The organism is Pseudomonas arvensis (assembly GCF_056688935.1).
This window is the reverse complement of sequence record NZ_CP162038.1, coordinates 391,335-416,927: the sequence shown is the minus strand read 5'-3', so window position 1 is coordinate 416,927 and position 25,593 is coordinate 391,335. Positions and strand designations below refer to the sequence as shown.

The following is a 25,593-nucleotide window of genomic DNA, read 5'->3' as shown; positions in this document are numbered from 1 at the left end:
TATACACTGTCGCAAATTGCCGGAGCCGAACATGAAAGACTGGCTGGACGAGATCAAGTGGGACAGTGACGGCCTGGTGCCGGCCATTGCCCAGGACTACAAGACCGGGCGCGTGCTGATGATGGCCTGGATGAACCGCGAGGCCCTGAGCCTCACCGCCACTGAGCAGCGCGCCATTTACTGGTCACGTTCGCGTGGCAAACTGTGGCGCAAGGGCGAAGAGTCCGGGCACGTGCAGACCCTGCACGAGATGCGCATCGACTGCGACGCCGACGTGGTGATCCTCAAGGTCGAGCAGATTGGCGATATCGCCTGCCACACCGGCCGTCACAGCTGCTTCTACCGCGTATTCGAGAACGGCGAATGGAAGGTTGTAGAGCCGGTGCTCAAAGACCCGCACGCCATTTACTCCGCAGGACACTGATCATGAGCGATACCCTGAACCGCGTGGCCCAGGTGCTGGAAGACCGCAAAGGTGCGGACGCCGACAGCTCCTACGTCGCCAGCCTGTACCACAAGGGCCTGAACAAGATTCTGGAAAAGCTCGGCGAAGAGTCCGTCGAGACGATCATCGCCGCCAAGGACGCACAAATCAGCGGCGACTGCAGCGATGTCATCTATGAGACCGCTGACTTGTGGTTCCATAGCCTGGTCATGCTCGCCCAACTGGGGCAGCATCCACAGGCCGTACTGGATGAACTGGACCGTCGCTTCGGCTTGTCCGGGCATGCCGAAAAGGCCTCGCGCCCGTCCGCTTGAATAACTAAGACTAGAGGATTTGCAGCATGGGCATTTTTGACTGGAAACACTGGATCGTCATTCTGGTGGTCGTGGTACTGGTGTTCGGCACCAAGAAACTCAAGAACCTGGGCACCGACGTGGGCGAGTCGATCAAGGGCTTTCGCAAAGCCATGAACGACGACGAAAAGCCTGCCGACCCAGCCGCCAATCCGGTGCCGCCGGCCCAGCCGGTGCATCCGCAGGCCGCCCAACCGATCACCGAGCGTCGCACCTTCGACGTGCAGGCTGAGAAAGTCGAAGAGCCGACCCGCAAAGACTCGTGAGCACTGACTAATGTTTGGTATCAGCTTCTCTGAACTGCTGCTCGTCGGCCTCGTGGCCCTGTTGGTACTGGGGCCGGAACGCCTGCCCGGTGCCGCGCGCACGGCCGGCCTGTGGATCGGGCGCCTGAAACGCAGTTTCAACGCGATCAAACAGGAAGTTGAACGGGAAATCGGCGCCGACGAGATCCGCCGGCAACTGCACAACGAGCACATTCTGTCGCTGGAGCAGGAAGCCCGGAAGATTCTGTCCCCCGTCCAGGAACCCGCCAGACCGGTGGAACCCGTGGCCGAGCACAGCATCTCGCCCGCCGTTGAGCCTGCGCCCGCTGCCCCGATTCCGACCGCGCCAACCGAGCCTGCGCCGACGCCTGCCGCGTCGCCCGCGCCCCATGACCCTACATTGCCGCCGCGAGCCCCATGAGCGCTGATAAACCGGAAAACGACCAGCACATGCCGCTGGTCTCGCACCTCACCGAGCTGCGTACCCGCCTGCTGCGTTGCGTAGCGGCCATCTTCATCATCTTTGCCGGGTTGTTCGCCTTTACCCAGCAGATCTACACCTTCGTCTCCACGCCCTTGCGCCAGTACCTGCCGGCCGGCGCGACGATGATCGCCACCGACGTATCATCGCCGTTCCTCACGCCGCTGAAACTGACGATGATGGTCTCGCTGTTCCTGGCGATCCCGGTGATCCTGCATCAGATCTGGGGCTTTATTGCGCCGGGCCTGTACAAGCACGAAAAACGCATCGCCGTGCCGCTGCTGGTGTCGAGCATCCTGTTGTTCTACACCGGCATGGCGTTCGCGTATTTCCTGGTGTTCCCGTTGATCTTCAAGTTCTTCGCCGCTGCCACTCCGGCCGGCGTGGAGATGATGACCGACATCACCAGCTACCTCGACTTCGTGATGACGCTGTTCTTCGCCTTTGGCGTGGCCTTCGAAATCCCGGTGGCGGTGGTGTTGCTGGTGTGGATCGGCGTGGTCAACGTGGCCTATCTGAAGAAGATCCGCCCGTACGTGATCATCGGCTGCTTCGTGGTCGGCATGATCCTGACGCCGCCGGACATCTTCTCCCAGACCCTGCTGGCCGTGCCGATGTGGATGCTGTTCGAGATCGGCATCCTGTTCAGCGGTTTGATCAGCAAGCGTGGCGAACACCCGGATGACCAACCCGCCGACGACGACCAGCCGCCAGCGACCCAGCCGTGAACCTGCTGCTGCTTGAAGAGGCCGACTTTATCGCGGCCGACCGGGTGATCCTGCGTGATCGACGCCTGGTGCATATGCAGGAAGTCCACCGCGCCGCCGTCGGCGACAGCCTGCGCGTGGGGCGCATCGGCGGGTTGATGGGCGCCGCGCAATTGCTGCGCCTGGAAGCCAGTGAAGCCGAACTGCAAGTGAGCTTCGACCAACCGCCGCCGACCAAACTGCCCCTGACCCTGCTGCTGGCCCTGCCGCGCCCGAAAATGCTGCGCCGGGTGCTGCAAACCGTGGCCGCCATGGGTGTGCCGAAGGTGGTGCTGGTCAACAGCTACCGGGTGGAAAAGAGCTTCTGGCAAACCCCGTTCCTGGAGCCCGAAGCGATTCGCGAGCAACTGATCCTCGGCCTGGAACAGGCGCGGGACACGGTGTTGCCCAAGATCATCATCGAAAAGCGCTTCAAGCCGTTCGTCGAAGACCGACTGCCGGCCCTGACCGAAGGCACCCTGGGCCTGATCGGCCATCCCGGCGATTATCCAGCGTGCCCCCGCGGGCTGGATGAGCCGGTGACCCTCGCCATCGGCCCCGAAGGCGGTTGGATTCCCTACGAAGTCGACCTGCTGGCCAAGGCCGGCTTGCAGCCGGTGCAACTCGGCGCCCGGATCCTGCGGGTCGAAACCGCCGTGACGGCCCTCCTCGCCCGCCTGTTCTAAACACACCACACATCCAATGTGGGAGAGGGCTTGCCCCCCTCCCACATTGGTCTGCATCGCTACAGAATCCCGAAACCGTGCCGATAACTCGTGAATAAGTCCAAGCCTTGTTCCACGGGAGTTCGCAGCATGTATCGTTGGTTAGCCGAAAAGCTGGGGAATGTCAGCGTCAAAACCAAACTGGGCGTAGGCTTCGGCCTGGTATTACTGCTCACAGTGATGATCACCCTCACCGCCTGGAAAGGCTTGGGCGATGTGATCAGTCGCGGTGACAAGCTGGGCTTTATCTCCAGCCTCAATGGGTTGACCAAGGACTTGCGTCTCGCACGCCTGGACTATGACATGCGTCGTGGCGAACAAGGACCTGGCGCGGTCAGCGAGTTAGTGAACAAGCTCGACAGCGGCCTCAAGACCGCCCGCACGCTGATTGAACAACCCGCCGACACGGCCCTGGTCGATGAACAGTTGGCCGCTGTGGACCAGTACAAGCGCGCTTTCAGCGACATGGTGCAGGCTGGCGCCAACCGCGAAAACGCCCGCAGCAAGCTGGGCGATACCGCCGACAATGCGGTCGTCAAAATCAACGAGATCGAAAAGTCGTTGCTGCAAGGCGACAGCGTCAGCCTGTTCAACAGCGTGGTAGACGTGAGCAAACTGATCCAGCAGGCGCGCTTCCAGGTGCGCGGCTACACCTACAGCGGCAAGGTCGAAGCCGAGCAGCCGGCACTGGATGCCATCGACAACGCCCTGAAAAAAATCGCCAGCCTCAACGGCCAACTGCCCGAGCAATATTCGACCAACCTGCAACAGGCCAGCGTCTCGCTGCAAGCCTATCGCGCCGCTGTCAGCCAGTACCGTGACTCGCAGGTGGCCAACGCAGCTGCCCTCAAGATCATGACCGCACAAGGCGATCTGCTGCTGGGTCACAGCGACAAGCTGACCATTTCCCAAACGGTGGTGCGCGATACCGACGCCGCACAAGCCAAGTACCTTCTGCTGCTGGCTACCGTGCTGGCGTTGATCTTTGGCCTGGTGGCTGCCTGGGCGATCACCCGCCAGATCATCATCCCGCTGGACCAGACCCTCCAGGTCGCCGAGCGCGTTGCCTCAGGCGACCTGAGCCATAACCTGACCTCGTTGCGCCAGGACGAACTCGGCCAGTTGCAACGGGCCATGCAGAGCATGACCGTAGGCCTGCGCGAGTTGATCGGCGGCATCAGCGAAGGCGTGACTCAGATCGCCAGCGCTGCCGAGCAACTGTCGGCCGTCACCGAACAGACCAGCGCCGGGGTCAACAGCCAGAAAGTCGAGACCGACCAGGTGGCCACCGCCATGAACGAGATGGCCGCCACCGTGCAGGAAGTCGCACGCAATGCCGAAGAAGCCTCCGAAGCCGCCGCAGCAGCTGACCAGCAGGCCCGCGAAGGCGACAAGGTGGTCGGTGAAGCCATCGCCCAGATCGAGCGCCTGGCCACTGAGGTTGGCAACTCCACGGTCGCCATGGGCGACCTGAAACGCGAAAGCGACAAGATCGGCAGCGTGCTCGACGTGATCAAGTCCGTGGCCCAACAAACCAACCTGCTGGCGCTCAACGCGGCGATTGAAGCCGCCCGCGCCGGTGAAGCCGGACGTGGCTTCGCCGTGGTGGCCGATGAAGTGCGCAGCCTGGCCCAGCGCACCCAGAAGTCCACCGAAGAGATCGAAGAGCTGATTGCCGGCCTGCAGAGCGGCACGCAACAGGTCGCGACCATCATGGACAACAGCCGCAACCTCACCGACAGCAGCGTCGAACTGACCCGCCGCGCCGGCAGCGCGCTGGAGAACATCACCCGTACCGTCTCGACCATCCAGGCGATGAACTCCCAGATCGCCACCGCCGCCGAACAGCAAAGCGCCGTGGCGGAAGAAATCAACCGCAGTGTGCTGAACGTGCGCGACGTCTCGGAGCAGACGGCTGCAGCCAGTGAAGAAACCGCCGCGTCGAGCACCGAACTGGCGCGCCTGGGCACCCACCTGCAAGCACTGGTCGGTCGCTTCCGCGTCTGACGCACCTCCCCGCGCGGCGACCTGCCCTGGGTCGCCGCCTGCAATCTGTGAAATTTCCTACACGTTTTTCAGGCCCACCCGACCTTCAAAGTCACTAGCGTTCAAGTGAGTTCATCGAACTACACCCGTTAGCTCGCTTGTCGGAGGTCAATCATGTTTGGTCGAATGACTCACCTGCTGGGTAACGCCAGTGTCACCCTCAAACTGGTCCTGGGTTTCGCCCTGGTACTGGCCCTGAGCCTTGTCATTGCCGTGACCGGCTGGCAAGCATTGGCAGCGTCCCTTTACCGCTCACAAACCTTGACCGTGCTGGCGCAACTGGCGGTGGCTGGCGAAGAACTGCGCGCCGATAGAATCCTCTACCGCACTCTGGACGAGGGCAACAGCCTCAGTCGATTGAGCGCCAGCATGGAGAAAGTCGACGAGGCCCTGACGGAGCTGTCCAACCGACTCAAGGTGCCAAAGTCCCTTCAATACTTGCAGGAGATGACGCGGATTTCCGCCACCTTCAAATCCACCCTCAAGGGCGTGCCTGCGCTGGTGGAAAAACGCGAAAATGCCCGCGGACAACTGACACAGAGCACCACTCGTGCTGGCGATGTCCTGGCACAGCTGACCAGCGACTTGCCTGATCAGGACGATGAAAAAGCCCTGGAGGCCGTCGAAAACCTGCGCCAGGCCATGGAGCAGGCCGAAGACCGGGCCAAGAGTCCAGCCTGGGCGTCCAGCTCACTGGACGCGTATGACCAAGCCGTGGTTGACGCAGAGCGAGGCCTTGAACTCGCCCAAGCTGACGTGGCGAAGCTGTCGGTCGACAGCGTGGCGCTCAAAAATGCCGTACTGAGCGTGCGCACCCACCTGACCCGGCTCAAGGACATCCAACTCACGACCGAACGTGCACATAACCAGTTGGAGCAGCAGTTGGATCAGTTGCTCACACAAAGTGACCTCTTGAGCCAGGACCAGACCCAACGACGCGACCGCGAAGCCGAACAAGCGCGCATTCAGACCTTGGGCATCGCCGCGGCCGCCCTGCTCCTCGGCGCCCTGGCCGCCTGGGTGATCGCCGGGCAAATCGTGCACCCGCTGCGCAAGGCGCTGTCGCTGGCCAATCGCATTGCCGAGGGCGATCTGAGCCACGATGTGCAGACACAGCGTCGTGACGAGCTGGGCCAGCTACAACGCAGCATGAGCCAAATGACGCTGAACCTGCGTGGGCTGATCGGCAACATCAGCGACAACGCGCGGCAAATCGCCAGCGCCGCCGAGGAACTCTCTACCGTCACCGAACAGACCCGCGCCGGAGTGAATAACCAGCGCGATGAAACCGAGCAGGTGGCGACGGCCATGAACCAGATGCTGGCCACCGCCCAGGAAGTCGCGCGCCACGCCGAGCAAGCGTCGATCGCCGCCAGCCAGGCCACTCAACAGGCGGAACTGGGCGATCAGGTGGTGATGGATGCCGTGGCGCAAATTGAACACCTGGCCCACGAGATGGCCCGTTCCAGCGAAGCCATGCTGGGCCTGCAACGCGAAAGCCAGAAGATCGGCAGCGTGCTGGATGTGATCAAGTCGGTGTCGCAGCAGACCAACCTGTTGGCGCTCAACGCCGCGATAGAAGCGGCACGGGCCGGTGAAGCCGGCCAAGGCTTCGCGGTGGTCGCCGATGAGGTGCGCAGCCTCGCCCAGCGGACCCAGCAGTCGGCTGAGGAAATCGAAGAGTTGATTGGTGGCTTGCACAGCGGCACGCAGCAGGCTGCCGACATCATGGACTACAGCCGAACGCTCACTGACAACAGCGTCGGCCTGACCCGCAACGCCGGGGACGCCCTGACGGAGATCGCCCGCACCGTGGCGCTCATCCAGGAAATGAACCCACAGATTGCCGCAGCGGCCGAGGAGCAAAGCCTGGTCGCCGAAGAGATCAATCGCAGCGTATTGAAAGTGCGCGACGTCTCGGAACAAACCGCTGCCGCCAGTGAGCAAACGGCGGCAGCGAGTATCGAGTTGGCGCGACTGGGAACGGATCTGCAGCAGTGTGTAGGAAGGTTCAAGGTCTGAACGGCGTGTGCCTACAGCACCTGACGCAGGAACGCCTGGGCACGTGGGTCTTTCGGTGCATCAAAGAACTCGGCCGGTGCTGCATCTTCCAGCAACTTGCCATGATCGAAGAACAGCACGCGGTCCGCTACCTCGCGGGCAAAGCCCATCTCGTGGGTGACGCAGACCATGGTCATGCCTTCCAGGGCCAGGGTCTTCATCACGTCCAGCACTTCGCCGACCATTTCCGGGTCCAGGGCCGAGGTGGGCTCGTCGAACAACATCACCTTGGGCTCCATCGCCAACGCCCGGGCAATCGCCACGCGCTGTTGCTGGCCGCCGGAAAGCCGGGATGGGAATTCGTTGGCCTTCTGCGCAATGCCGACCTTTTCCAGCAGGGCCAGGGCCTTGGCTTCACGCTCTTGCTTGCCGCGCTTGCGCACGACTTTTTGCGCCAGGCACAGGTTTTCCAAGACCGTCATGTGGGGGAACAGATTGAAGTGCTGGAACACCATGCCGACTTCACGGCGATAGGCGTTCACGTCGGTTTTCGGATCAGCCAACTGCAGGCCGTCGATGCTCACCGAACCCGAGTCGAACTCCTCCAGGCCATTGAGGCAGCGCAGGAAGGTGGACTTGCCAGAGCCTGACGGGCCGATCACCACCAGCACTTCGCCCTTGGCCACCTGGGTGGTCACGTGGTCCACCGCGCGTACCACATGGCCACGGGTGTCGAAGACTTTTACCAGATCGCGGACTTCAATCACTTTGGGCGAGCCTCCGCTCAAGCCGGCTGGCCATTTTCGACAGCGGCAGGTTGATCAGCAGGTACAGGCCTGCGACGCAGAACAGGATTTCAAACGGCGAGAACGAGGTAGTGATTACCTCACGACCGCTCTTGAGCAGTTCGGTAATGGCGATCACCGAGACCAGCGAAGTGTCTTTCACCAGGCTGATGAATTGCCCTGCCAGGGGCGGCAGTACGCGCTTGAAGGCTTGCGGCAGCACCACATGGCGCATCGACTGGCCGGCACTCAGGCCGAGCGAGCGTGCGGCTTCGTTCTGGCCACGGGTGATGGACTGCACACCCGCACGAACGATTTCCGCCACATAGGCGCCGGTGAACAACGAGAGCGCGGCGATCCCGGCAAATTCACGGGACAGGTTGAGCACCGTGCCGATAAAGAAATAGAAAATGAATATCTGCACCAACAATGGGGTGCCGCGTACCAGTTCGACGTAGATCGTCGACAGATCGCGCAAGGTCGGGTTGTTCGAAAGTCGGCACAAACCGGTAGCAAGGCCAATCGCCAAACCGAGAATCCCGGAGACAATCGACAGCCACAGCGTGGTCCACAAACCCCACATCAGCGGGCCCAGGGCCCAATGACGATTCACACCAATAACATCACCTTCGGCGACATCGTCGCCGCGTGACACTTGCAGACTGTTGTCGGCGACCGTCACTTTCTGCTCGGCGCCTGCGTCGTTGCGCAGGGTCACTTCGGCCACGTCACCTTTGCGGACCAGGTCAATGACGGTGGAGATATCCGCTGCCCGCTGGGCTTCTTCGGCCTGGTACGCGAAGTATTGCGGCACGCGGTTCCAGCGCCATTCGTAGGACATCAGCGAAGTGGCGTAGTACAAAGCGCCGGCCAGACCGACCAGCACGACCACGGTCAGCAGGTGCCACGGCCATTGGGCTTTTTTCTGTTTCATTTCAGGTTCCGGGTTATGTGTCGCCTGGCAGGCCGTCATCGGGGGCAAGCCCCCTCCCACATTTTGACCGCATTCTCATGTTGGAACTCGGTCACATGTGGGAGCGGGCTTGCTCGCGAAGGGCGCGACTCGGTACTTCGCCGAACTTATTCCATGTCCTTGAGCCACTCGGAGCTCTTGAACCACTTGTCATGGATGCGATCGTAGGTGCCGTCGTTCTTGATCTGGTGCAGGAAGTTGTTGATGAAGTTGATGCTGTCGTAATCGCCTTTCTTCAGGCCAAACGCCAAGGGTTCGAAGGTGAAGGGTTCGTCCAGGAACACCAGCTTGCCGTTGCCGACTTTCTTCTCGGCAACCACGTTGTACGGTGCGTCATACACAAAGGCATCGGCCTTGCCGTTGACCACGTCCAGCACGCCTTCCTGCTCATTGTCATAGCCGTGGTACTTGGCTTTGGAAATCAGCTTCTTGGCGACCATCTCACCGGTAGTGCCCAGCTTGGAGGTCAGGCGGTATTTTTCGTCGTTCAGGTCTTTGTAGGACTTGATGGTGCCTTCCAATTCCTTGCGGATCAGCAGGGTCTGGCCGACCACGATGAAGGGTTCGCTAAAGTTCAGGCGCAGGTTGCGCTCCTGGGTCAGGGTCATCCCGCTGCCGATCATGTCGAACTTGCCGGTGAGGAAGGCCGGGATAATGCCGTCATAGCCAGTAGAAACCAGCTCCAGCTTGACGCCCATGGACTTGGCCATGGCCTTGAGGATGTCGACTTCGAAGCCGATGATTTCACCGCGCTTGTCCGTCATTTCGAACGGCATGTAAGTCGGGTCCATGCCGACTTTCAGCGTGCCGCGCTTGACCGCATCATCAATGGCACCGGCCTGGGCCGCATTGGCAGCGACCAGCGCCGTGACGCCAAGCAGCAGCATCGATAGATACTTTTTCATCATCAAGTCCCCAAAACGATTCTTATAAGGTCGGCGCGCAAAACGGCTGCACCATTTCGGGGTGCGATCCTACCCCACTCGTTGCCTGTCACAAAGGTTTCACCAGTAATTGTTATCGGCGTATGTCGGATAAGCCCTACAGGCAGCAGTGAAGCGCTGGGATAGACAGGTGCGTGGGCCGCTTCACCAACGGATTGATGTGTAAGAAGGTATGACTTTCAGTCGATGTCCTCCACCCAGGCCGTGTCTTTGAACCACCGGTCATGCAGACGATCGTACGTCCCGTCCTGAGCAACCTGATTGAGGAAATGGTTGATCCAGTTGAGGCTGTCGAAGTCGCCTTTTCTCACACCAAACGCCAGGGGTTCAAAGGTAAACGGCTGCTCCAGGGACAGCAGCGCGCTGTTCTCGGGCCGGCTCAATGCGATCAGGTTGTAGGGCGCATCATGGATAAAGGCATCGGCCACGCCGTCTACCACCTGGCGTACGCCTTCTTCCGGCGTCGCAAAGCTGCTCAGCCGAGCTGCCCCCAGAAACCTCCGCGCTGCAGCCTCGCCGGTGGTGCCTTCGGTGGTAGCGATCCTGTAGCTGGCATCGTCCAGGTCCTCAACGCTGGCGACCTTGCCTGCCAGGCTCGGGTGCAGCAGCACGGTCTGGCCCACCACGATGAAGGAGTCGCTGAAATTCAGCGTCAGATTGCGCTGCTGGGTGACCGTCATGCCACTGCCTATCAAGTCGAATTTTTTCGCCTTCAACCCCGGCAACAGCGCGGTATAGGGCACTGAGACCAACTCAAGCTCCACCCCCAGCGCCTGGCTCATGACCTTGAGCAAGTCGATTTCAAAACCGACGATGCGCCCCTGTTTATCAGTCATTTCAAAGGGGATGTAGGTGGGCGTGGTGCCGACTTTCAGCACGCCACGCCGGACTGCGTCGTCAATTGCGCCCGCGTGTAACTGGCTGATGTGAATCAATGCGGCAGCGCCTATCAGCAATGCCGAACAATACCTTTTGAGCATGAATCCCCCGTGGCCGAGACATATTTGGGGGGCGATCCTAACCCAGTCGCGGGCACGCAAAAACGCCTCGAACGAGGGTCTTTTGTTTCGAAATAACAAGGGGTTAGAAAGACAAAGAAGATACGAAAAACGCTGTAGGACCAGCGTTTGAAACACCCCCGAGGTGTGCCCTCGGGGGTGTCTGAATCAGGCCGGTTGGGCCTGGGACGACAGCGGTTGCAGCGGTAGCAACGGCGCGTGCGGGTCGGCCTTGATCGAGTCACGCCAAGCGGCGAGCCACTCGGCATGCCCTTCGCTCCAGACCTGCTCGTGCAGGCGGGCCAAGGCCACCGGGTCACTGAGCAACGCCAGGCGCTCGCCGTTGTTGAGGCCGGCAGGGCCGACTTTCAACGCATGACGAACACGTTCGGTACGCAGGTACTCGATCGGCTCGGCCTCACGGTGACGCGAGGTCGCCAAGGCACAGGCCAGGGCGTTCTGCTGCGGGTCGACCACCGAACGGACAAAGCCGTCATTGAGGGCGTGCCAGCGGTTTTCGTGGGTGTACTTCTCCGTCGACAGCAGCGCTTGCGGCGGGTTGTACTCCTCAGGGATCAGGAACAGGCTCTCGTCGCGGGACTTGAGGCCCAGCTTGACCCGGCTGGAGATCACCGACACCGGGATCGACAGCATCAGCGAACCCACGATCGGCACCAGCCACCACAGGAAGCTCGGGTTCAGCCACACCACCAGTAGCGCCCACAGGAAGCCCAGCACAGTTTGCGGACCGTGGCGCTTGACCGCTTCGCTCCATGGCGTGGAGTCGTCGTCACGCTGCGGCGAGTTCCAGGTCGCAGCCCAGCCAAGGAACGCGGCAAGGACGAAACGGGTGTGGAAGATCATCCGCACCGGCGCCAGCAGCATGGAGAACAGCATCTCCAGCAGCATCGACAGGGTCACCTTGAACTTGCCGCCGAACTCTTTCGCGCCCTTGGCCCAGATCAGGATGATGCTCAGCAACTTGGGCAGGAACAGCAGCACGATGGTGGTGGAGAACAGCGCCACCGCCTTGTCCGGATGCCATTGCGGCCACAGTGGGTACAACTGGCGCGGTGCCATGAAGTACTGCGGCTCCATCAGTGTATTCACCGCCAGCAAGGCCGTGGACAGCACCAGGAACAGGAACCACAACGGCGCCGACAGGTACGACATCACCCCCGTCAGGAACACCGCGCGGTGCACCGGGTGCATGCCCTTGACCAGGAACAGGCGGAAGTTCATCAGGTTACCGTGGCACCAGCGACGGTCACGCTTGAGTTCGTCCAGCAGGTTCGGCGGCAGCTCTTCGTAGCTGCCCGGCAAGTCATAGGCAATCCACACGCCCCAGCCGGCACGGCGCATCAACGCGGCTTCAACGAAGTCGTGGGACAGGATCGAACCGGCGAACGCACCTTTACCCGGCAACGGCGCCAGGGCGCAGTGCTCGATGAACGGCTTCATGCGGATGATCGCGTTGTGGCCCCAGTAGTGGGATTCACCCAACTGCCAGAAGTGCAGGCCGGCGGTGAACAGCGGGCCGTACACGCGGGTTGCGAACTGCTGCATGCGCGCATACAGGGTGTCCATGCCCGACGCACGCGGCGCGGTCTGGATAATCCCGGCATCCGGCGTCGCTTCCATCAGGCGCACCAGGCTGGTCAGGCATTCGCCGCTCATCACGGAGTCCGCGTCGAGCACGACCATGTACTTATAGTCACCGCCCCAGCGACGGCAGAAGTCGTCGAGGTTGCCGCTCTTGCGCTTTACGCGGCGGCGACGGCGGCGATAGAAGATCTTGCCGAAGCCACTGGCTTCGCGGCACACGTCGAGCCAGGCTTGCTGTTCGGCGATGCAGATGTCGGCGTCATTACTGTCGCTGAGCACGAAGAAGTCGAAGCGGTCCAGGTCACCGGTAGCGGCCACCGATTCGAACGTCGCACGTAAACCGGCGAATACACGCGGCACGTCTTCGTTACAGATCGGCATTACCAGCGCGGTACGGGCGTCTTTCGGAATCGGCTCATCACCGGCACTTTTACCGGAGATCCGGTATTTATCGTGACCGGTAAGCAGCTCCAGGAAGCCCATCAACGCCGTCCAGAAACCGGCCGACACCCAGCAGAACAAAATCCCGAACATGATCAGGATGCTGGTTTGCAGAGCGTAAGGCAGTACTTGGGTGGCGGTTTGCAGCAGGGTCTGGTTGCGGATTTCGTCGAAGTCGACCAGCGACCAGCCTTGGTACGGCATGATGCCTTTCATGTACCAGCCGGCAACGATGGTCTGGCCGAGCATCAGCACCAGCAGGATGTACCGACGGATCGAACCCACGGTACGCCAGCGTGCAGCCGGCAATACGCGTTCATCCTTCGGCGGCGCCGGCGGGTTGCTGCGGCCAGTAATACGGCGCCAGCCGCGCACCAGGATATTGGTACGCCACGGCTCCGGCACCACGCGGGTGCGGCGGATCGGCGGCGTGGCCTTGAGGCACACGCGACCGCTGGCGTCGAGCGCCAGCATTTCGGCGTCTTGCAGCTCTTCGGCGGTGCTCAGGGTCAAGCGGCGGCCAACCGACGCCTGGGCGGCATCGACGGGCGCGTCAAAGGTTGCGGACGACAAACGCTCGTGCAACTCGGTGAAGGATGTGCAGCCCGCCAGTTCGGCGCGCTGCTCAGCGGTCATCGGGAGATGCGCCAGATACTCGGACAGAGTCTCTGGCGTGACTTGAGAATTACTCATCGGCAGGCAACTGATAGCTCCAGGTTTCGGTCAGGACTTGCTCGGTCTTGATCGGCTCCGGCGTGGCTGGGGCAGCTTCTGGCTGCTTGGCTTCCTTGTCCTTGGCGTCTTTCTTGGCCTGTTTCTCGTGTTGCTTGGCCAGGACCTTGTCAGCCTTGAGCACTTGGCTCGACACCTTCTCGGGCTCAGCCTGCGGGATGTCCTGGACCAGGGCCGCACGCATTTCGGTCGGTTTGCCCGCGTCCTTGATCTTCATGCGCAGGGTCAGGCGCCAGCCTTTGGTGTGTTCGTTGTAACGCACGCTGTTTTCTACCAGTTCAGCGTTGTCACCCACGCTCACCTGGCTGCGCACCGGGGCGTCCGGCAGCAGTTTCTTCAGGGACGGACCTTCGAAGTCCACCAGATAGGCAACGCTGCCATCGGGCTGACGGATCAGGTTGGATTGTTTCACGTCACCCGTGGAACGCAGGGTCTGCTTGACCCAAGCGCTGTCCGGCGAGTGGAACGCGGCGTCGTCCAGGGTCCAGTGCAGGCGGTAGGCGACTTCCAGCGGCTCGCCGACTTTCGGCAATTCAGCCGGGCTCCAGAAGGCAACAATGTTGTCGTTGGTTTCATCGGCGGTCGGGATCTCGACCAGATCGACGGAACCCTTGCCCCAGTCACCTTCAGGCTCGATCCAGGCGCTTGGGCGCTTGTCGTAGTTGTCGTCCAGGTCTTCGTAATGGCTGAAGTTGCGACCGCGTTGCAGCAGACCGAAACCACGCGGGTTCTCTACGGTGAAGTTGCTGACCGACAGGTGTTTAGGGTTGTTCAGTGGGCGCCAGATCCACTCGCCGTTGCCGGCATGGATCGACAGACCGCTGGAGTCGTGCAGTTCGCGACGGTAGTTGAGCACCTTGGACGGCTGGTTCGCGCCAAACAGGAACATGCTGGTCAGCGGGGCAACGCCCAGTTTGCTGACCTTGTCGCGCAGGAACATCTGGGATTTCACGTCGACTACAGTGTCGGTGCCCGGACGCAGGATCAGGCGATAGGCGCCGGTCGCACGTGGGGAGTCGAGCAGGGCAAAGATCACCAGGTGCTTGTCACCCGGTTTTGGACGCTCGATCCAGAACTCGGTGAAACGCGGGAACTCTTCACCAGACGGCAGCGCGGTGTCGATCGCCATGCCACGGGCAGACAGGCCATACACCTGGTCCTTGCCGACGACACGGAAATAGCTCGCGCCGAGCATGGTCATGATTTCGTCTTGCTTGTCGCTCTTGTTGATCGGGAACAAGACACGGAAACCGGCATAACCCAGTTGTTCGGTGGCTTTAGGATCAAATTTCACATCGCCGAAATCGAAACGCGACGGGTCGTATTTGATTTCCTGGACGCTGTCAGCCGTGACTTCGTTGATTTTCACCGGTGTATCGAAGTGCATACCCTGGTGATAGAAGGACAGCTTGAACGGGGTGTTCTGATCGGCCCACTCGGCTTTTTCATTGCGGAAACGAATCTTCTGGTAGTCCGCGAATTTCATCTCGCGGAATTCGTTCGGCAGATTGCTGCGCGGAGCTTCGTATTTCTGCCCGGCCAGCTCTTTTGCCTTGGCCGACACATCATCCAGACTGAATGCCCACAGTTGACCCGCGCCGAACAGGCAAAACAGGGCAGAGCCCGTTACCAGTGCGTTTCGTAACCGTTTGGCAGACAATTTTGGTGCATTACAGGGACTAACAATCACGAGCAACCCTCGCCGAAAACAGATCAAAAAACCAACGGCCAGCTATCTATATGCCAGGTTGGCGAGCATTGTTCCGACTCCCCTGGGTCAAAATGATTCCCCAATGGATGTCGGACAAGTCTCTACCTAAGTCAAAAATGGACCAAACAACGCTGATCCCCGTAGCGCGCGATTATCTAGTAGCCCGCGACACAACGCATCAGGGGCAGCGAAGTATTTGTAGCGAAATCCTGCGTTTTTAGGCATTAAGCGTCGTTTTTAATACATTCACACCTGTAACAAAAATGTCACAGGGCCATCATTGACTAAATGCACCTGCATATCGGCGCCAAAACGCCCCGACGCCACCTTGCCATGCAATTGTTGCGCTTGTAACAGCAAGTGATCAAAAAGCGCCGCTCCCAGGGCCGGCGGGGCCGCTGTGGAGAAGCTTGGCCGCAGCCCGCTCTTGGTATCCGCCGCCAACGTAAACTGCGACACCAGCAGCAAACCGCCGCCGATATCCTTGAGAGACAGGTTCATCTTGCCTTCGTCGTCGCTGAATACCCGGTAGTTGAGCAATTTGTGCAGCAACTTATCGGCGCTCTCCGGCGTATCTGAAGGCTCAACGGCCACCAGCACCAGCAAGCCCTGGTCGATGGCGCCGACAACCTCGCCCGCCACCTCGACACGGGCGCCACGCACCCGTTGCAACAAGCCCTTCATGCTTCTTCTGGCGGCAGATCAAGCAGGCGCCGTGCCATCTCGCCGGTCGCGCGGACCAACGCATCGGTAATGCCGGGCTCGGACGCCGCATGACCCGCTTCGCGAATCACCTGCAATTCACTGTTGGGCCAAGCCTGATGCAACTCCCAGGCGTTATCCAACGTGCAGATCATATCGTAGCGGCCATGGATGATTACGCCAGGCAGATGGGCGATCTTGTGCATGTCGCGAATCAGTTGGTTGGGTTCCAGGAAGGAATTGTTGGTGAAGTAGTGGCACTCGATCCGGGCGATGGACAAGGCGCGCTGCGGTTCGGAAAAACGCTCCACATGCTGCGGGCTTGGGCACAGGCCCAGCATGCGCCCTTCCCAGCCGGACCAGGCTTTGGCCGCGTGCATCTGGGCGATCTGGTCGTTGCCGGTCAGGCGCTTGTGGTAGGCGGCGATCATGTCGTGACGCTCGTCCGCGGGGATCGGCGCAAGGTAGTCCTGCCAGTAGTCCGGGAACAAGCGGCTGGCGCCAGCCTGGTAGAACCATTCGATGTCCTGCGGACGCGCCAGGAAAATGCCGCGCACGATCAGGCCATGCACGCGCTCAGGGTGGGTTTGCGCGTAGGCCAGGGCCAACGTGGAGCCCCAGGAGCCGCCAAACAGCACCCATTTTTCTATACCCAAGTGCTCGCGGATACGCTCAAGGTCGGCGACCAGATCCCAGGTCGTATTGTTTTCCAGGCTGGCGCGGGGCGTGGAGCGCCCGCAACCGCGCTGGTCGAAGGTAACGATGTGGTAGAGATTGGGATCGAAATAGCAGCGACTCTGGGCGTCGCAACCGGAACCAGGGCCACCGTGAATGAAGACGACAGGCAGGCCTTCGGGGGAGCCACTTTCATCGACATACAGGGTGTGGGTGTCATCGACTGCCAGATCGTGCCGGGCGTAGGGTTTGATCTGCGGGTACCAAGTCTGCATTGCGCGCTCCGTAGGGGGTCGGGTTCATCCCTGGGGGGACGTCTTTTATTGTGCCGTCTGGCACTATAAACCCGAATTGTGCAATGAGCATGTCCTTGAGCGCTTAGACCTGTGTCAGCCCTTCGCCACGTACACAAGACCTGTAGGAACGGGCTTGCTCCCACATTGGTTTTGTGGAGTGTCCAGGTTCAGCTGTAGCGCTTTTTCCCCCAGTTCAGCAGACCTTCCAGCAGTTGCCTCAACACCACCCGCGTCGGCTCGGCCAGATCCGCGCGATACCTAAACGGCTCGACCTCTTCCATATAAGTGCTCTGGCATAACTCCAACTGCACCGCATGGATATCCTGCGCCGGGTCGCCGTAATGCCGGGTGATATGCCCGCCCTTGAAACGCCCGTTCAGCACATGGCTGTACTGCGGATGCTGCGCGCAGATGGCTTCCAGTTGGCTGGCCAGTTTCGGGTCGCAGGCGGCGCCGTTGAAGGTGCCGAGGTTGAAGTCCGGCAGTTTGCCGTCGAACAGGTGCGGGATTACCGAGCGGATCGAGTGCGCATCGAACAGCAGCGCGTAGCCGAACTCGGCCTTGAGCCGTGCCAGTTCCTCTTGCAGCGCCCGGTGATACGGACCCCAGATTTTTTGCAGGTAGCTGGCGCGCTCTGCCTCGCTCGGCTCCAGGCCTTCACGGAACAACGGCACACCCTCGAACAGCGTGGCAGGGTACAGGCCGGTGGTGGCGCCGGCGTACAAGGGTTTGTCGTCGGACGGCCGGTTGAGGTCGATGACAAAGCGTGAGTACTGCGCCGAGAGCGTGCTGGCGCCCAGTTCCTCGGCAAAGTCGTACAGCGCGGGGATATGCCAGTCGGTGTCCGGCAAGCTTTTTGCCTCGTCGATCAACCCGGCTTCCACCGCAGGCGTCAGGCGCAGGCCGGCGTGGGGCATGCTGATCAGCAGCGGCGTGCGGCCTTGTTTGAAGTTCAGAACCTTATCCACAGCAGTGCTCCTTATACGGTGACATCGACGCCATGGCGCACGACGCGTTTATCCAGGTCGCCGCCCAGCCAGTAAGCCAGGTCGGCGGGCCGATCAATCTGCCACGCCACAAAATCCGCCACCTTGCCCACTTCCAGCGAGCCATGGGTCTCGCCCATGCCCAGCGCAGTGGCCGCATGTTGGGTGGCGCCGGCCAGGGCTTCTTCGGGGGTCATGCGGAACAGGGTGCAGGCCATGTTCAGCATCAGGCGCACCGAGAGTGCCGGCGAGGTGCCGGGGTTGAGGTCGCTGGCGATGGCGATTTTCACGCCGTGTTTGCGCAGGGCGTCCATCGGCGGCAGTTGGGTTTCGCGCAGGAAGTAGAACGCCCCCGGCAGCAGCACGGCGACAGTGCCCGACGCAGCCATGGCGATGGCGTCTGCTTCGGTCATGAACTCCAGATGGTCCGCCGACAACGCGTGATAACGCGCCGCCAGGCTGGAGCCATGCAGCGACGACAGCTGCTCGGCATGCAGCTTTACTGGAAGGCCGAGTTGCTGGGCGACCTTGAACACCCGCTCCACCTGCTCGGTGGAAAACGCCAGGTATTCGCAAAAAGCATCCACGGCGTCTACCAGCCCTTCGTCTGCCAGCTTCGGTAGCATCTCGCTGCAGATATGCTCGATGTAATCGTCGGCGCGGTCCTTGTACTCCGGCGGCAGGGCATGGGCCGCCAGGCAGGTGGCGCGCACGCTGACCGGCAGTTCGTCGCCGAGGCGCCGGGCCACGCGCAGCATCTTGCGTTCGTTGGCCAGGTCCAGGCCGTAACCGGACTTGATCTCCACCGTGGTCACGCCGTCGCGCAGCAGGCTGCGCAGGCGTTTTTCAGCACTGGCAAACAGTTCATCTTCTGTCGCAGCGCGGGTGGCGCGCACGGTGCTGGCGATACCACCGCCCTTGGCCGCAATCTCGGCATAGCTCACGCCCTCAAGGCGCTGCTCGAATTCGCCACTGCGATTGCCACCAAACACCGTGTGGGTGTGGCAGTCGATCAGCCCGGGGGTGACCCACGCGCCTTGCAGGTCATGCACCTGGGCGTAGTCCGCCGTCGGCACTTGGCTGCGCGGGCCGATCCACTCGATGAGTGAGCCGGCAGTGACCAAGGCAGCATCCTCGATGATCGAGTAGTGACCACCAGCCATGGTTGCAACGTGGCAGTGTTGCCAAAGGGTTTTCATCAACGCCTCCCTAAGTTATCGATGAGACACAGCCGGGTCGTAATGGACCTTGGCCGCTTGCCCGGCGGCGGGCTTGACCCACAGCAGGTAGGCAACGACCAGCAGCACGATCCACACGGCGCCGACCAACAAGGCTGCCTGGGTGTCCGGGAAGTAACCCAGCACACCAAATACAAACAGCATGAAGACGATGGCCGCCGCTGGCGCATAGGGCCAGAACGGCACCGGGAATTTCAGCTCGGCGACCTGTTCTTTGGTCATCGAGCGACGCATCGCGACCTGGGTGAACAGAATCATCAGCCATACCCACACCGTAGCGAAGGTGGCAATCGAGGCAATCACCAGGAACACGTTTTCCGGGATCAGGTAGTTGAGCAGCACGCCGCCGAGCAGCGCTGCGCCCATCACCACCACGGTCATCCACGGCACGCCCTGCCTGGACAGCTGGGCAAACCCCTTTGGCGCCTGCCCTTGTTGAGCCAGGCCGTACATCATGCGCCCGGCGCCGAAGATGTCACTGTTGATCGCCGAAACTGCCGCCGAGATCACCACAATGTTAAGGATGGTCGCCGCCGAGCCGATGCCCAGGTTGCTGAAGATCTGCACGAACGGGCTGCCCTGGCTGCCGATCTGCGGCCATGGGTAGATGGCCATCAGCACAAACAGGGTCAGCACGTAGAACAGCAGGATGCGCAGCGGCACAGCGTTGATCGCCTTGGGGATCACGCGCTGCGGGTCTTTGGCCTCACCGGCGGTGATGCCGATGATTTCGATACCGCCGAACGCGAACATCACCACCGCGAACGAGGCGATCAGGCCACCGACGCCGTTGGGCATAAAGCCGCCGTGGGCCCAAAGATTGCTAAGCCCGCTGGCCTGGGTCTCGCCTGCCGAGTGGATGCCGAACAGCATGATGCCGAAACCGCCGAGGATCATCGCCACGATGGCGCCAACCTTGAGCAGCGACAGCCAGAACTCCATCTCGCCAAACACTTTGACGTTGCACAGGTTCAGGCCGCCGATCAAAAACACGATGCCAAGCACCCAGACCCAGCGCGCCACCTCGGGAAACCAGAAGCCCATATAAATGCCGAACGCGGTGACGTCGGCGAGGCAGACGATGATCATTTCAAACGCGTAGGTCCAGCCGAGGACAAACCCGGCCATTGGGCCCAGGTAGGTGCTGGCGTACTGGCCGAAAGAGCCGGACACCGGATTGTGCACGGCCATTTCACCGAGGGCGCGCATCACCATGAAGACCGCGGCGCCGCCAATCAGGTAGGCCAGCAGCACGGCGGGGCCGGCCATCTGGATGGCTGACGCGGAGCCGTAGAACAGCCCGGTGCCGATGGCCGACCCCAGTGCCATGAAGCGAATATGTCGGGCGCTGAGGCCGCGTTTCAAACCCTTTTCTTGCTGGTGCATTTCTCGTCCTTAATTATTTTTATCCTGAGAAAATTAAAATCCGCGCTCGGGACAACTGCTTTTTTGGGGTGAGCGGGTTGGCCCGCTCACCACAGAGAGCGAGTGTCGCTTACAGGCTCGGCAACAACTTCGCCGGCACCAGCTCATTCAGACAGCGGCTGGCGAGCAGTTCGCTGGCGGCGATGATGTCCGGGGCGAAGAAACGGTCCTTGTCGTAGAACGCCACTTTGGCGCGCAGAATATCCCGCGCTTTTTCCAGCTTTGGCGAGGTCTTCAGGCCTTCGCGCAGGTCCAGGCCCTGGCACGCGGCCAGCCACTCGACGGCGAGGATGCCACGGGTGTTCTCGGCCATTTCCCAGAGGCGCTTGCCCGCAGCGGGGGCCATGGACACGTGGTCTTCCTGGTTGGCGGACGTCGGGATGCTGTCGACGCTATGGGGATGGGCCAGCGCCTTGTTTTCGCTGGCGAGCGCAGCGGCCGTCACCTGGGCGATCATGAAGCCGGAGTTCACGCCGCCATTGCCCACCAAAAACGGCGGCAGTTGCGACATGTGCTTGTCCATCATCAACGAGATACGGCGCTCACTGAGCGAGCCGATTTCGGCGATGGCCAACGCCATGTTGTCGGCGGCCATGGCGACCGGTTCGGCATGGAAGTTACCGCCGGAAATCACATCGCCTTCAGCCGCGAACACCAGCGGGTTGTCCGACACGGCGTTGGCTTCGACCACCAACACGTCGGCGGCCTGGCGGAACTGGGTCAGGCACGCGCCCATCACTTGTGGCTGGCAGCGCAGGGAATACGGGTCTTGCACCTTGTCGCAGTTCTGGTGCGACTGGGAGACCTGGCTACTGTCGCCGAGCAGGTCGCGGTAAGCGGCAGCCGAATCAATCTGCCCGCGTTGGCCGCGAGCGGCGTGAATGCGGGCGTCGAACGGCGAGCGCGAGCCCAGCACCGCCTCTACAGTCAGGCCGCCACAGGCCAGGGCGCCGGCGAACAGATCTTCACCTTCGAACAGGCCGCGCAGGGCATAAGCGGTGGACACCTGGGTGCCGTTGAGCAACGCCAGGCCTTCTTTGGCGGCGAGGGTCAGCGGCGTGAGGCCGGCAACTTTCAGCGCTTCGGTGGCTTCCAGCCATTCGCCTTTGTAGCGCGCCTTGCCTTCGCCCAGCAGCACCAGGGACATATGGGCCAGCGGCGCCAAGTCACCGGACGCACCGACCGAGCCTTTCAACGGAATATGCGGATAAACCTCGGCGTTGATCAGCGCGATCAGCGCGTCGATCACTTGCCGACGAATCCCGGAGAACCCACGGCTCAGGCTGTTGACCTTGAGCACCATGACCAGCCGCACCAGCGCATCGCTGATCGGCTCACCGACGCCGGCGGCGTGTGACAGCACCAGCGAACGCTGGAGGTTTTCCAGGTCTTCGCTGGCGATGCGGGTCGAGGCCAGCAGGCCGAAACCGGTGTTGATGCCATAGGCGGTGCGGTTCTCGGCGAGAATCTGCTCCACGCAGGCCACACTGGCTTCGATCTGGGCCGAGGCACTGTCATCCAGACTGAGCGTCACCGGCTGCTGGTAGATGGCCCGCAGTTGGGCAAGGCTCAGTTGGCCTGGAATCAGATTTAGCGCAGTCACGTTCGTACTCCTTGTAAATTATTTTTCGAATAAATAGGTGTTCAGTGCAAATTGGGTAACACGGTGTCTTTGAGCAGCTTGGCGGCGGCTTCGATGTCCGGTGCCAGCCAGCGGTCCTGCTCGTAAGCCGGGACCACTTCACGCAGCAATCGCCAGGCGCGGTTGGTGCCTGCGCCGAAACGCTGGTCCTTCAGGAATTCAAATGCCTGGGCCGCCAACAAGTATTCGATGGCGAGGATCTGGGTAACGTTGGCCAACAGTTGATGCAGCTTGAGCGCGGCGTTGGTGCCCATACTCAAGTGGTCTTCCTGCAGGCCCGAGGTGACAAAGTTGTCGAGCACCGCCGGCTGCGCCAGCTGACGGTTTTGCCCACACAGCGATGCGGCGACGTATTGCACGATCATCATCCCGGAGTTGACGCCTGGGTTGCTCACCAGGAAGGCCGGCAAGCCACTGACGTGGGGGTTGATCAAACGGTCCAGGCGGCGCTCGGCCACCGAGCCGATCTCGGCCATGGCGATGGCGAGCAGGTCAGCGGCCAAGGCGACGGACTGGCCGTGCGGGTTGGCCTGGGATACCACGCGGTAGCTGTCCGGCGTGCCGAGCAGCAACGGGTTGTCAGTGGCACTGTTGAGCTCGGTCTCGATCTGGCGGGTGGCGTGCTCCACTTGGTCCCGCGCCGCGCCGTGGATCTGCGGGATCGAGCGGATGCTCAGGGCGTCCTGGGTGCGAATGCCTTTGCTGCTGGCGATCACTTCACTGCCGTCGAGCAACGCACGCAGGTTGAGGCCAACGCGCTGCATGCCGGGGTGCGGCTTGAGGGCGATGATTTCTTCATCGAAGGCGTCGATCTGACCGCGCAGGGCTTCGAAACTCATGGCACCGATCACATCGGCCCATTGCAGCAGGTGATGGGCATCAGCCAGGGCCAGGCAGCTCAGGCCGGTCATGCACGGCGTGCCGTTGACCAGGCACAGGCCGTCTTTGGCGCCGAGCACTACGGGTTGCAAGCCTTCAGCCTGCAAGGCGGCTTGTGCGGTCACGATCTGGCCGCGATAGCTCACTGTGCCGACACCCAACAACGTCACGCCGACATGAGCCATATGGGTCAGGTAACCCACCGAACCCTGGGACGGCACTTGCGGCGTAATGCCGTGATTGAGCAGCGCCAGCAACGCCTGCACTACCTGCGGGTGCAGGCCGGACTTGCCGTGGCTGTAGTTGATGATGGCCGCGCAGATGATTGCGCGGGTCTGCTCATCGCTGAGCACCGGGCCGACACCGCAGGCGTGGCTCAGCAGGGTATTGCGCGACAGTTGGCTGAGTTGCTCGCCCGCAAGCGACACATTGCACAGCGCGCCCAGGCCGGTGTTCACGCCATAGGCGCGTTCGCCGCTGGTAACGATGCGCTGCACGATGGCCTGGGCATTGTCGATCCGCGCCCAGGCCTGGCCGGAGAGTTCGAGGACGGCGCCGTGGCGGGCGACGGCGACGACGTCCTGCCAGTGCAGGAGGGTGTCGGCGATGGTGATTTTTGTTGCCTGGGACATCTTCATACCTTCTTTAATGCTTGTGCAGGCTTACCGGCCCTATCGGGAGCAAGCCCCCTCCCACATTTTGAATTGCGAACACCTTCAAAGGTGGGAGGGGGCTTGCCCCCGATAGGGCCAGCAGCCTCACCACAAAACAGGATCAGACCACCGCCGCGCGCCGCTGAACAAACCGGTCCACATACTCATCCGCCGGCGAATGCAGGATTTCCCGAGGCGTGCCGACCTGGATCAGCTTGCCGTCCTTGAGGATCGCGATGCGGTTGCCAATGCGCACGGCCTCGTCGAGGTCATGGGTGATGAACACGATGGTCTTGTGCAGGGTCTTTTGCAGCTCCAGCAGCTGGTCCTGCATCTCGGCGCGGATCAGCGGGTCGAGGGCGCTGAAGGCTTCGTCCATCAGGATGATGTCGGTGTCGGCCGCCAAGGCGCGGGCCAGGCCCACACGTTGGCGCATACCGCCGGAGAGCTGGTGCGGGTATTTGTTTTCGTAGCCCTTGAGGCCCACGGTTTCGATCCAGTGCAGCGCACGTTCGGCGCACACCTGCTTGGTTTCGCCACGCACCTTGAGGCCGTAGGCGACGTTGTCGAGCACGCTTTTGTGGGGCAGCAGGCCGAAGCTCTGGAACACCATGCTGATCTTGTGCCGACGGAATTGACGCAGCGCGTCCATGTCCAGTTGCAGGATGTCTTCGCCGTCCACCAGGATCGCGCCGCTGGTGGGGTCGATCAGGCGGTTGAAGTGGCGCACCAGAGTCGACTTGCCGGAGCCCGACAGGCCCATGATCACGAAGATCTCACCGGTGCCGATGCTCAGCGACAGGTCGTTCACGCCGACCACGCAACCGGTCTCGGCCAGCACCTGGTCCTTGGTCTTGCCCTGCCCGACCATCGCCAGCGCGTCTTTGGAGCGGGCGCCGAAGATCTTGAAGACGTTTTTGACTTCGATTTTGCTGACAGTCGTCATTTGCTCGCCTCATGCCGTGGACGGCCATAGGCCTGGGTAATGCGGTCGATGACCACTGCAAGAATCACAATCGCCAGCCCCGCTTCAAGGCCACGGCCAACGTTGAGGGTCTGGATGCCGACCAGCACGTCTTCGCCCAAGCCACGGGCGCCGATCATCGAGGCAATCACCACCATCGACAACGCCATCATGGTGGTCTGGTTGATACCGGCCATGATGCTCGGCAGCGCCAACGGCAATTGCACACCAAACAGTTGCTGCCAGCGGTTGGCGCCGAAGGCGTTGATGGCTTCCATGACTTCGCCGTCAACCTGGCGAATGCCCAAGTCAGTCAGGCGAATCAGCGGCGGCGCGGCGTAGATCACTGTGGCGAAAATCGCCGGCACCTTGCCCAGGCCGAACAGCATCAGCACCGGGATCAGGTACACGAAGCTGGGCATGGTTTGCATGATGTCGAGCAGCGGCATCAACACCGAACGCAGGCGATTGCTGCGTGCCGAGAGGATGCCCAACGGAATGCCGATCAGCACCGAGATCACCGTGGCAACCATCATCAAGGCCAGGGTCTGCATCAGCTTGTCCCACAGGCCAACCGCGCCCACCAGGAACAGCAAACCGACAATTACCGCCGTGGTCACTACCTTGCGCGTGGCGTGCCAGGCGACCGCGCCGACGATCGCCAGCATCAGCCACCAGGGCGCTGCGCGCAGCAGGCCTTCGAGGTTGACGATGGCCCACAGCAGCGTGTCGGAAATCTGCCGGAACACATCACCGTAGTTGGTGACCAGTGAATCCACCCAACCGTTGACCCAGTCGGCAATGGAAAACGTAAAACTCTCAGGAAACATAGCGTGCTCTCGATCCAATGGGTTGTGGCCAGTCGCCCGGCCACCCCTGAG

Annotated in this window: 22 protein-coding genes and 2 pseudogenes; 9 read left to right on the top strand and 15 right to left on the bottom strand. The window is 61.5% G+C overall.

What is annotated here, in order from left to right; genetic code table 11:
• Window positions 1–31 precede the first annotated feature (31 nt).
• The 9 genes and pseudogenes from hisI (at window position 32) to AB3G88_RS01830 (ending at window position 7,084) form a co-directional block, all read left to right on the top strand.
• Window positions 32–424 (top strand): phosphoribosyl-AMP cyclohydrolase, encoded by a 393-nt coding sequence (gene hisI / locus AB3G88_RS01870; protein WP_012721796.1) that lies wholly within the window; start codon window positions 32–34, stop codon window positions 422–424.
• 2 nt (window positions 425–426) lie between these two features.
• Window positions 427–759 carry a phosphoribosyl-ATP diphosphatase gene (locus tag AB3G88_RS01865; RefSeq protein ID WP_003209299.1) on the top strand — a complete coding sequence of 111 codons (333 nt, stop codon included), beginning with the start codon at window positions 427–429 and terminating at the stop codon, window positions 757–759.
• Between the two features lie 26 nt (window positions 760–785).
• Complete coding sequence (locus tag AB3G88_RS01860; protein ID WP_017738835.1) at window positions 786–1,064, top strand: twin-arginine translocase TatA/TatE family subunit; 279 nt, start codon at window positions 786–788, stop codon at window positions 1,062–1,064.
• A 10-nt stretch (window positions 1,065–1,074) separates the two neighbouring features.
• Window positions 1,075–1,485: a Sec-independent protein translocase protein TatB gene (tatB, locus tag AB3G88_RS01855; protein WP_480452977.1), complete on the top strand. Its 411-nt coding sequence runs from the start codon at window positions 1,075–1,077 to the stop codon at window positions 1,483–1,485.
• Entirely contained in the window at window positions 1,482–2,273 is a 792-nt protein-coding gene (gene tatC, locus AB3G88_RS01850) for a twin-arginine translocase subunit TatC (RefSeq protein WP_049710428.1), read from the top strand. Before tatB ends, tatC begins: the two co-directional genes overlap by 4 nt.
• Window positions 2,270–2,977: a 16S rRNA (uracil(1498)-N(3))-methyltransferase gene (locus tag AB3G88_RS01845; RefSeq protein ID WP_480452975.1), complete on the top strand. Its 708-nt coding sequence runs from the start codon at window positions 2,270–2,272 to the stop codon at window positions 2,975–2,977. The genes tatC and AB3G88_RS01845 overlap by 4 nt, the downstream gene beginning before the upstream one ends.
• Window positions 2,978–3,106: 129 nt before the next feature.
• Window positions 3,107–4,165 (top strand): annotated as a pseudogene (locus AB3G88_RS01840) (methyl-accepting chemotaxis protein); the annotation flags it as partial.
• Window positions 4,151–5,023 (top strand): methyl-accepting chemotaxis protein, encoded by an 873-nt coding sequence (locus AB3G88_RS01835; RefSeq protein ID WP_371929514.1) that lies wholly within the window; start codon window positions 4,151–4,153, stop codon window positions 5,021–5,023. The pseudogene AB3G88_RS01840 and the gene AB3G88_RS01835, both read left to right, overlap by 15 nt.
• A 153-nt stretch (window positions 5,024–5,176) precedes the next feature.
• On the top strand, window positions 5,177–7,084 hold the full coding sequence (locus tag AB3G88_RS01830) for a methyl-accepting chemotaxis protein (RefSeq protein WP_480452973.1): 1,908 nt from the start codon (window positions 5,177–5,179) through the stop codon (window positions 7,082–7,084).
• Between the two features lie 11 nt (window positions 7,085–7,095).
• Here the strand turns inward: AB3G88_RS01830 and AB3G88_RS01825 are convergent, their stop codons facing one another.
• The 15 genes and pseudogenes from AB3G88_RS01825 to AB3G88_RS01755 all read right to left on the bottom strand — a co-directional run bounded on the left by AB3G88_RS01825 (window position 7,096) and on the right by AB3G88_RS01755 (window position 25,542).
• Window positions 7,096–7,830 carry an amino acid ABC transporter ATP-binding protein gene (locus AB3G88_RS01825; protein ID WP_057724449.1) on the bottom strand — a complete coding sequence of 245 codons (735 nt, stop codon included), beginning with the start codon at window positions 7,828–7,830 and terminating at the stop codon, window positions 7,096–7,098.
• A complete protein-coding gene (locus AB3G88_RS01820) occupies window positions 7,823–8,782 on the bottom strand; it encodes an amino acid ABC transporter permease (protein WP_112193038.1) in 960 nt (319 codons plus the stop codon). The genes AB3G88_RS01825 and AB3G88_RS01820 overlap by 8 nt, the downstream gene beginning before the upstream one ends.
• A gap of 146 nt (window positions 8,783–8,928) precedes the next feature.
• Window positions 8,929–9,726, bottom strand: a complete 798-nt coding sequence (locus AB3G88_RS01815; RefSeq protein WP_053140467.1) for a transporter substrate-binding domain-containing protein — start codon at window positions 9,724–9,726, stop codon at window positions 8,929–8,931.
• Between the two features lie 218 nt (window positions 9,727–9,944).
• Window positions 9,945–10,745 carry a transporter substrate-binding domain-containing protein gene (locus AB3G88_RS01810; RefSeq protein ID WP_480452970.1) on the bottom strand — a complete coding sequence of 267 codons (801 nt, stop codon included), beginning with the start codon at window positions 10,743–10,745 and terminating at the stop codon, window positions 9,945–9,947.
• A 184-nt stretch (window positions 10,746–10,929) separates the two neighbouring features.
• Window positions 10,930–13,502, bottom strand: a pseudogene (gene mdoH, locus AB3G88_RS01805) (glucans biosynthesis glucosyltransferase MdoH); the annotation flags it as partial.
• A complete protein-coding gene (locus AB3G88_RS01800) occupies window positions 13,495–15,174 on the bottom strand; it encodes a glucan biosynthesis protein G (protein ID WP_177411593.1) in 1,680 nt (559 codons plus the stop codon). The pseudogene mdoH and the gene AB3G88_RS01800, both read right to left, overlap by 8 nt.
• Window positions 15,175–15,498: 324 nt before the next feature.
• Complete coding sequence (dtd, locus tag AB3G88_RS01795; RefSeq protein ID WP_480452967.1) at window positions 15,499–15,936, bottom strand: D-aminoacyl-tRNA deacylase; 438 nt, start codon at window positions 15,934–15,936, stop codon at window positions 15,499–15,501.
• Window positions 15,933–16,904 carry a prolyl aminopeptidase gene (gene pip / locus AB3G88_RS01790; protein WP_099583838.1) on the bottom strand — a complete coding sequence of 324 codons (972 nt, stop codon included), beginning with the start codon at window positions 16,902–16,904 and terminating at the stop codon, window positions 15,933–15,935. Before pip ends, dtd begins: the two co-directional genes overlap by 4 nt.
• A gap of 188 nt (window positions 16,905–17,092) precedes the next feature.
• On the bottom strand, window positions 17,093–17,893 hold the full coding sequence (hutG, locus tag AB3G88_RS01785; RefSeq protein ID WP_480452965.1) for an N-formylglutamate deformylase: 801 nt from the start codon (window positions 17,891–17,893) through the stop codon (window positions 17,093–17,095).
• 11 nt (window positions 17,894–17,904) lie between these two features.
• Window positions 17,905–19,110, bottom strand: a complete 1,206-nt coding sequence (hutI, locus tag AB3G88_RS01780; protein WP_400529948.1) for an imidazolonepropionase — start codon at window positions 19,108–19,110, stop codon at window positions 17,905–17,907.
• Window positions 19,111–19,125: 15 nt separating this feature from the next.
• Window positions 19,126–20,535, bottom strand: coding sequence for an L-histidine transporter HutT (locus AB3G88_RS01775; protein ID WP_480452962.1), 1,410 nt, complete (start codon window positions 20,533–20,535; stop codon window positions 19,126–19,128).
• Between the two features lie 109 nt (window positions 20,536–20,644).
• Window positions 20,645–22,177 carry a histidine ammonia-lyase gene (gene hutH, locus AB3G88_RS01770; RefSeq protein ID WP_099583844.1) on the bottom strand — a complete coding sequence of 511 codons (1,533 nt, stop codon included), beginning with the start codon at window positions 22,175–22,177 and terminating at the stop codon, window positions 20,645–20,647.
• A gap of 41 nt (window positions 22,178–22,218) precedes the next feature.
• Entirely contained in the window at window positions 22,219–23,727 is a 1,509-nt protein-coding gene (locus AB3G88_RS01765; protein WP_480452960.1) for an HAL/PAL/TAL family ammonia-lyase, read from the bottom strand.
• Between the two features lie 142 nt (window positions 23,728–23,869).
• Complete coding sequence (locus tag AB3G88_RS01760) at window positions 23,870–24,694, bottom strand: quaternary amine ABC transporter ATP-binding protein (protein ID WP_016972280.1); 825 nt, start codon at window positions 24,692–24,694, stop codon at window positions 23,870–23,872.
• Window positions 24,691–25,542 carry an ABC transporter permease gene (locus AB3G88_RS01755; protein ID WP_053140441.1) on the bottom strand — a complete coding sequence of 284 codons (852 nt, stop codon included), beginning with the start codon at window positions 25,540–25,542 and terminating at the stop codon, window positions 24,691–24,693. The genes AB3G88_RS01760 and AB3G88_RS01755 overlap by 4 nt, the downstream gene beginning before the upstream one ends.
• Between the last annotated feature and the right edge of the window lie 51 nt (window positions 25,543–25,593).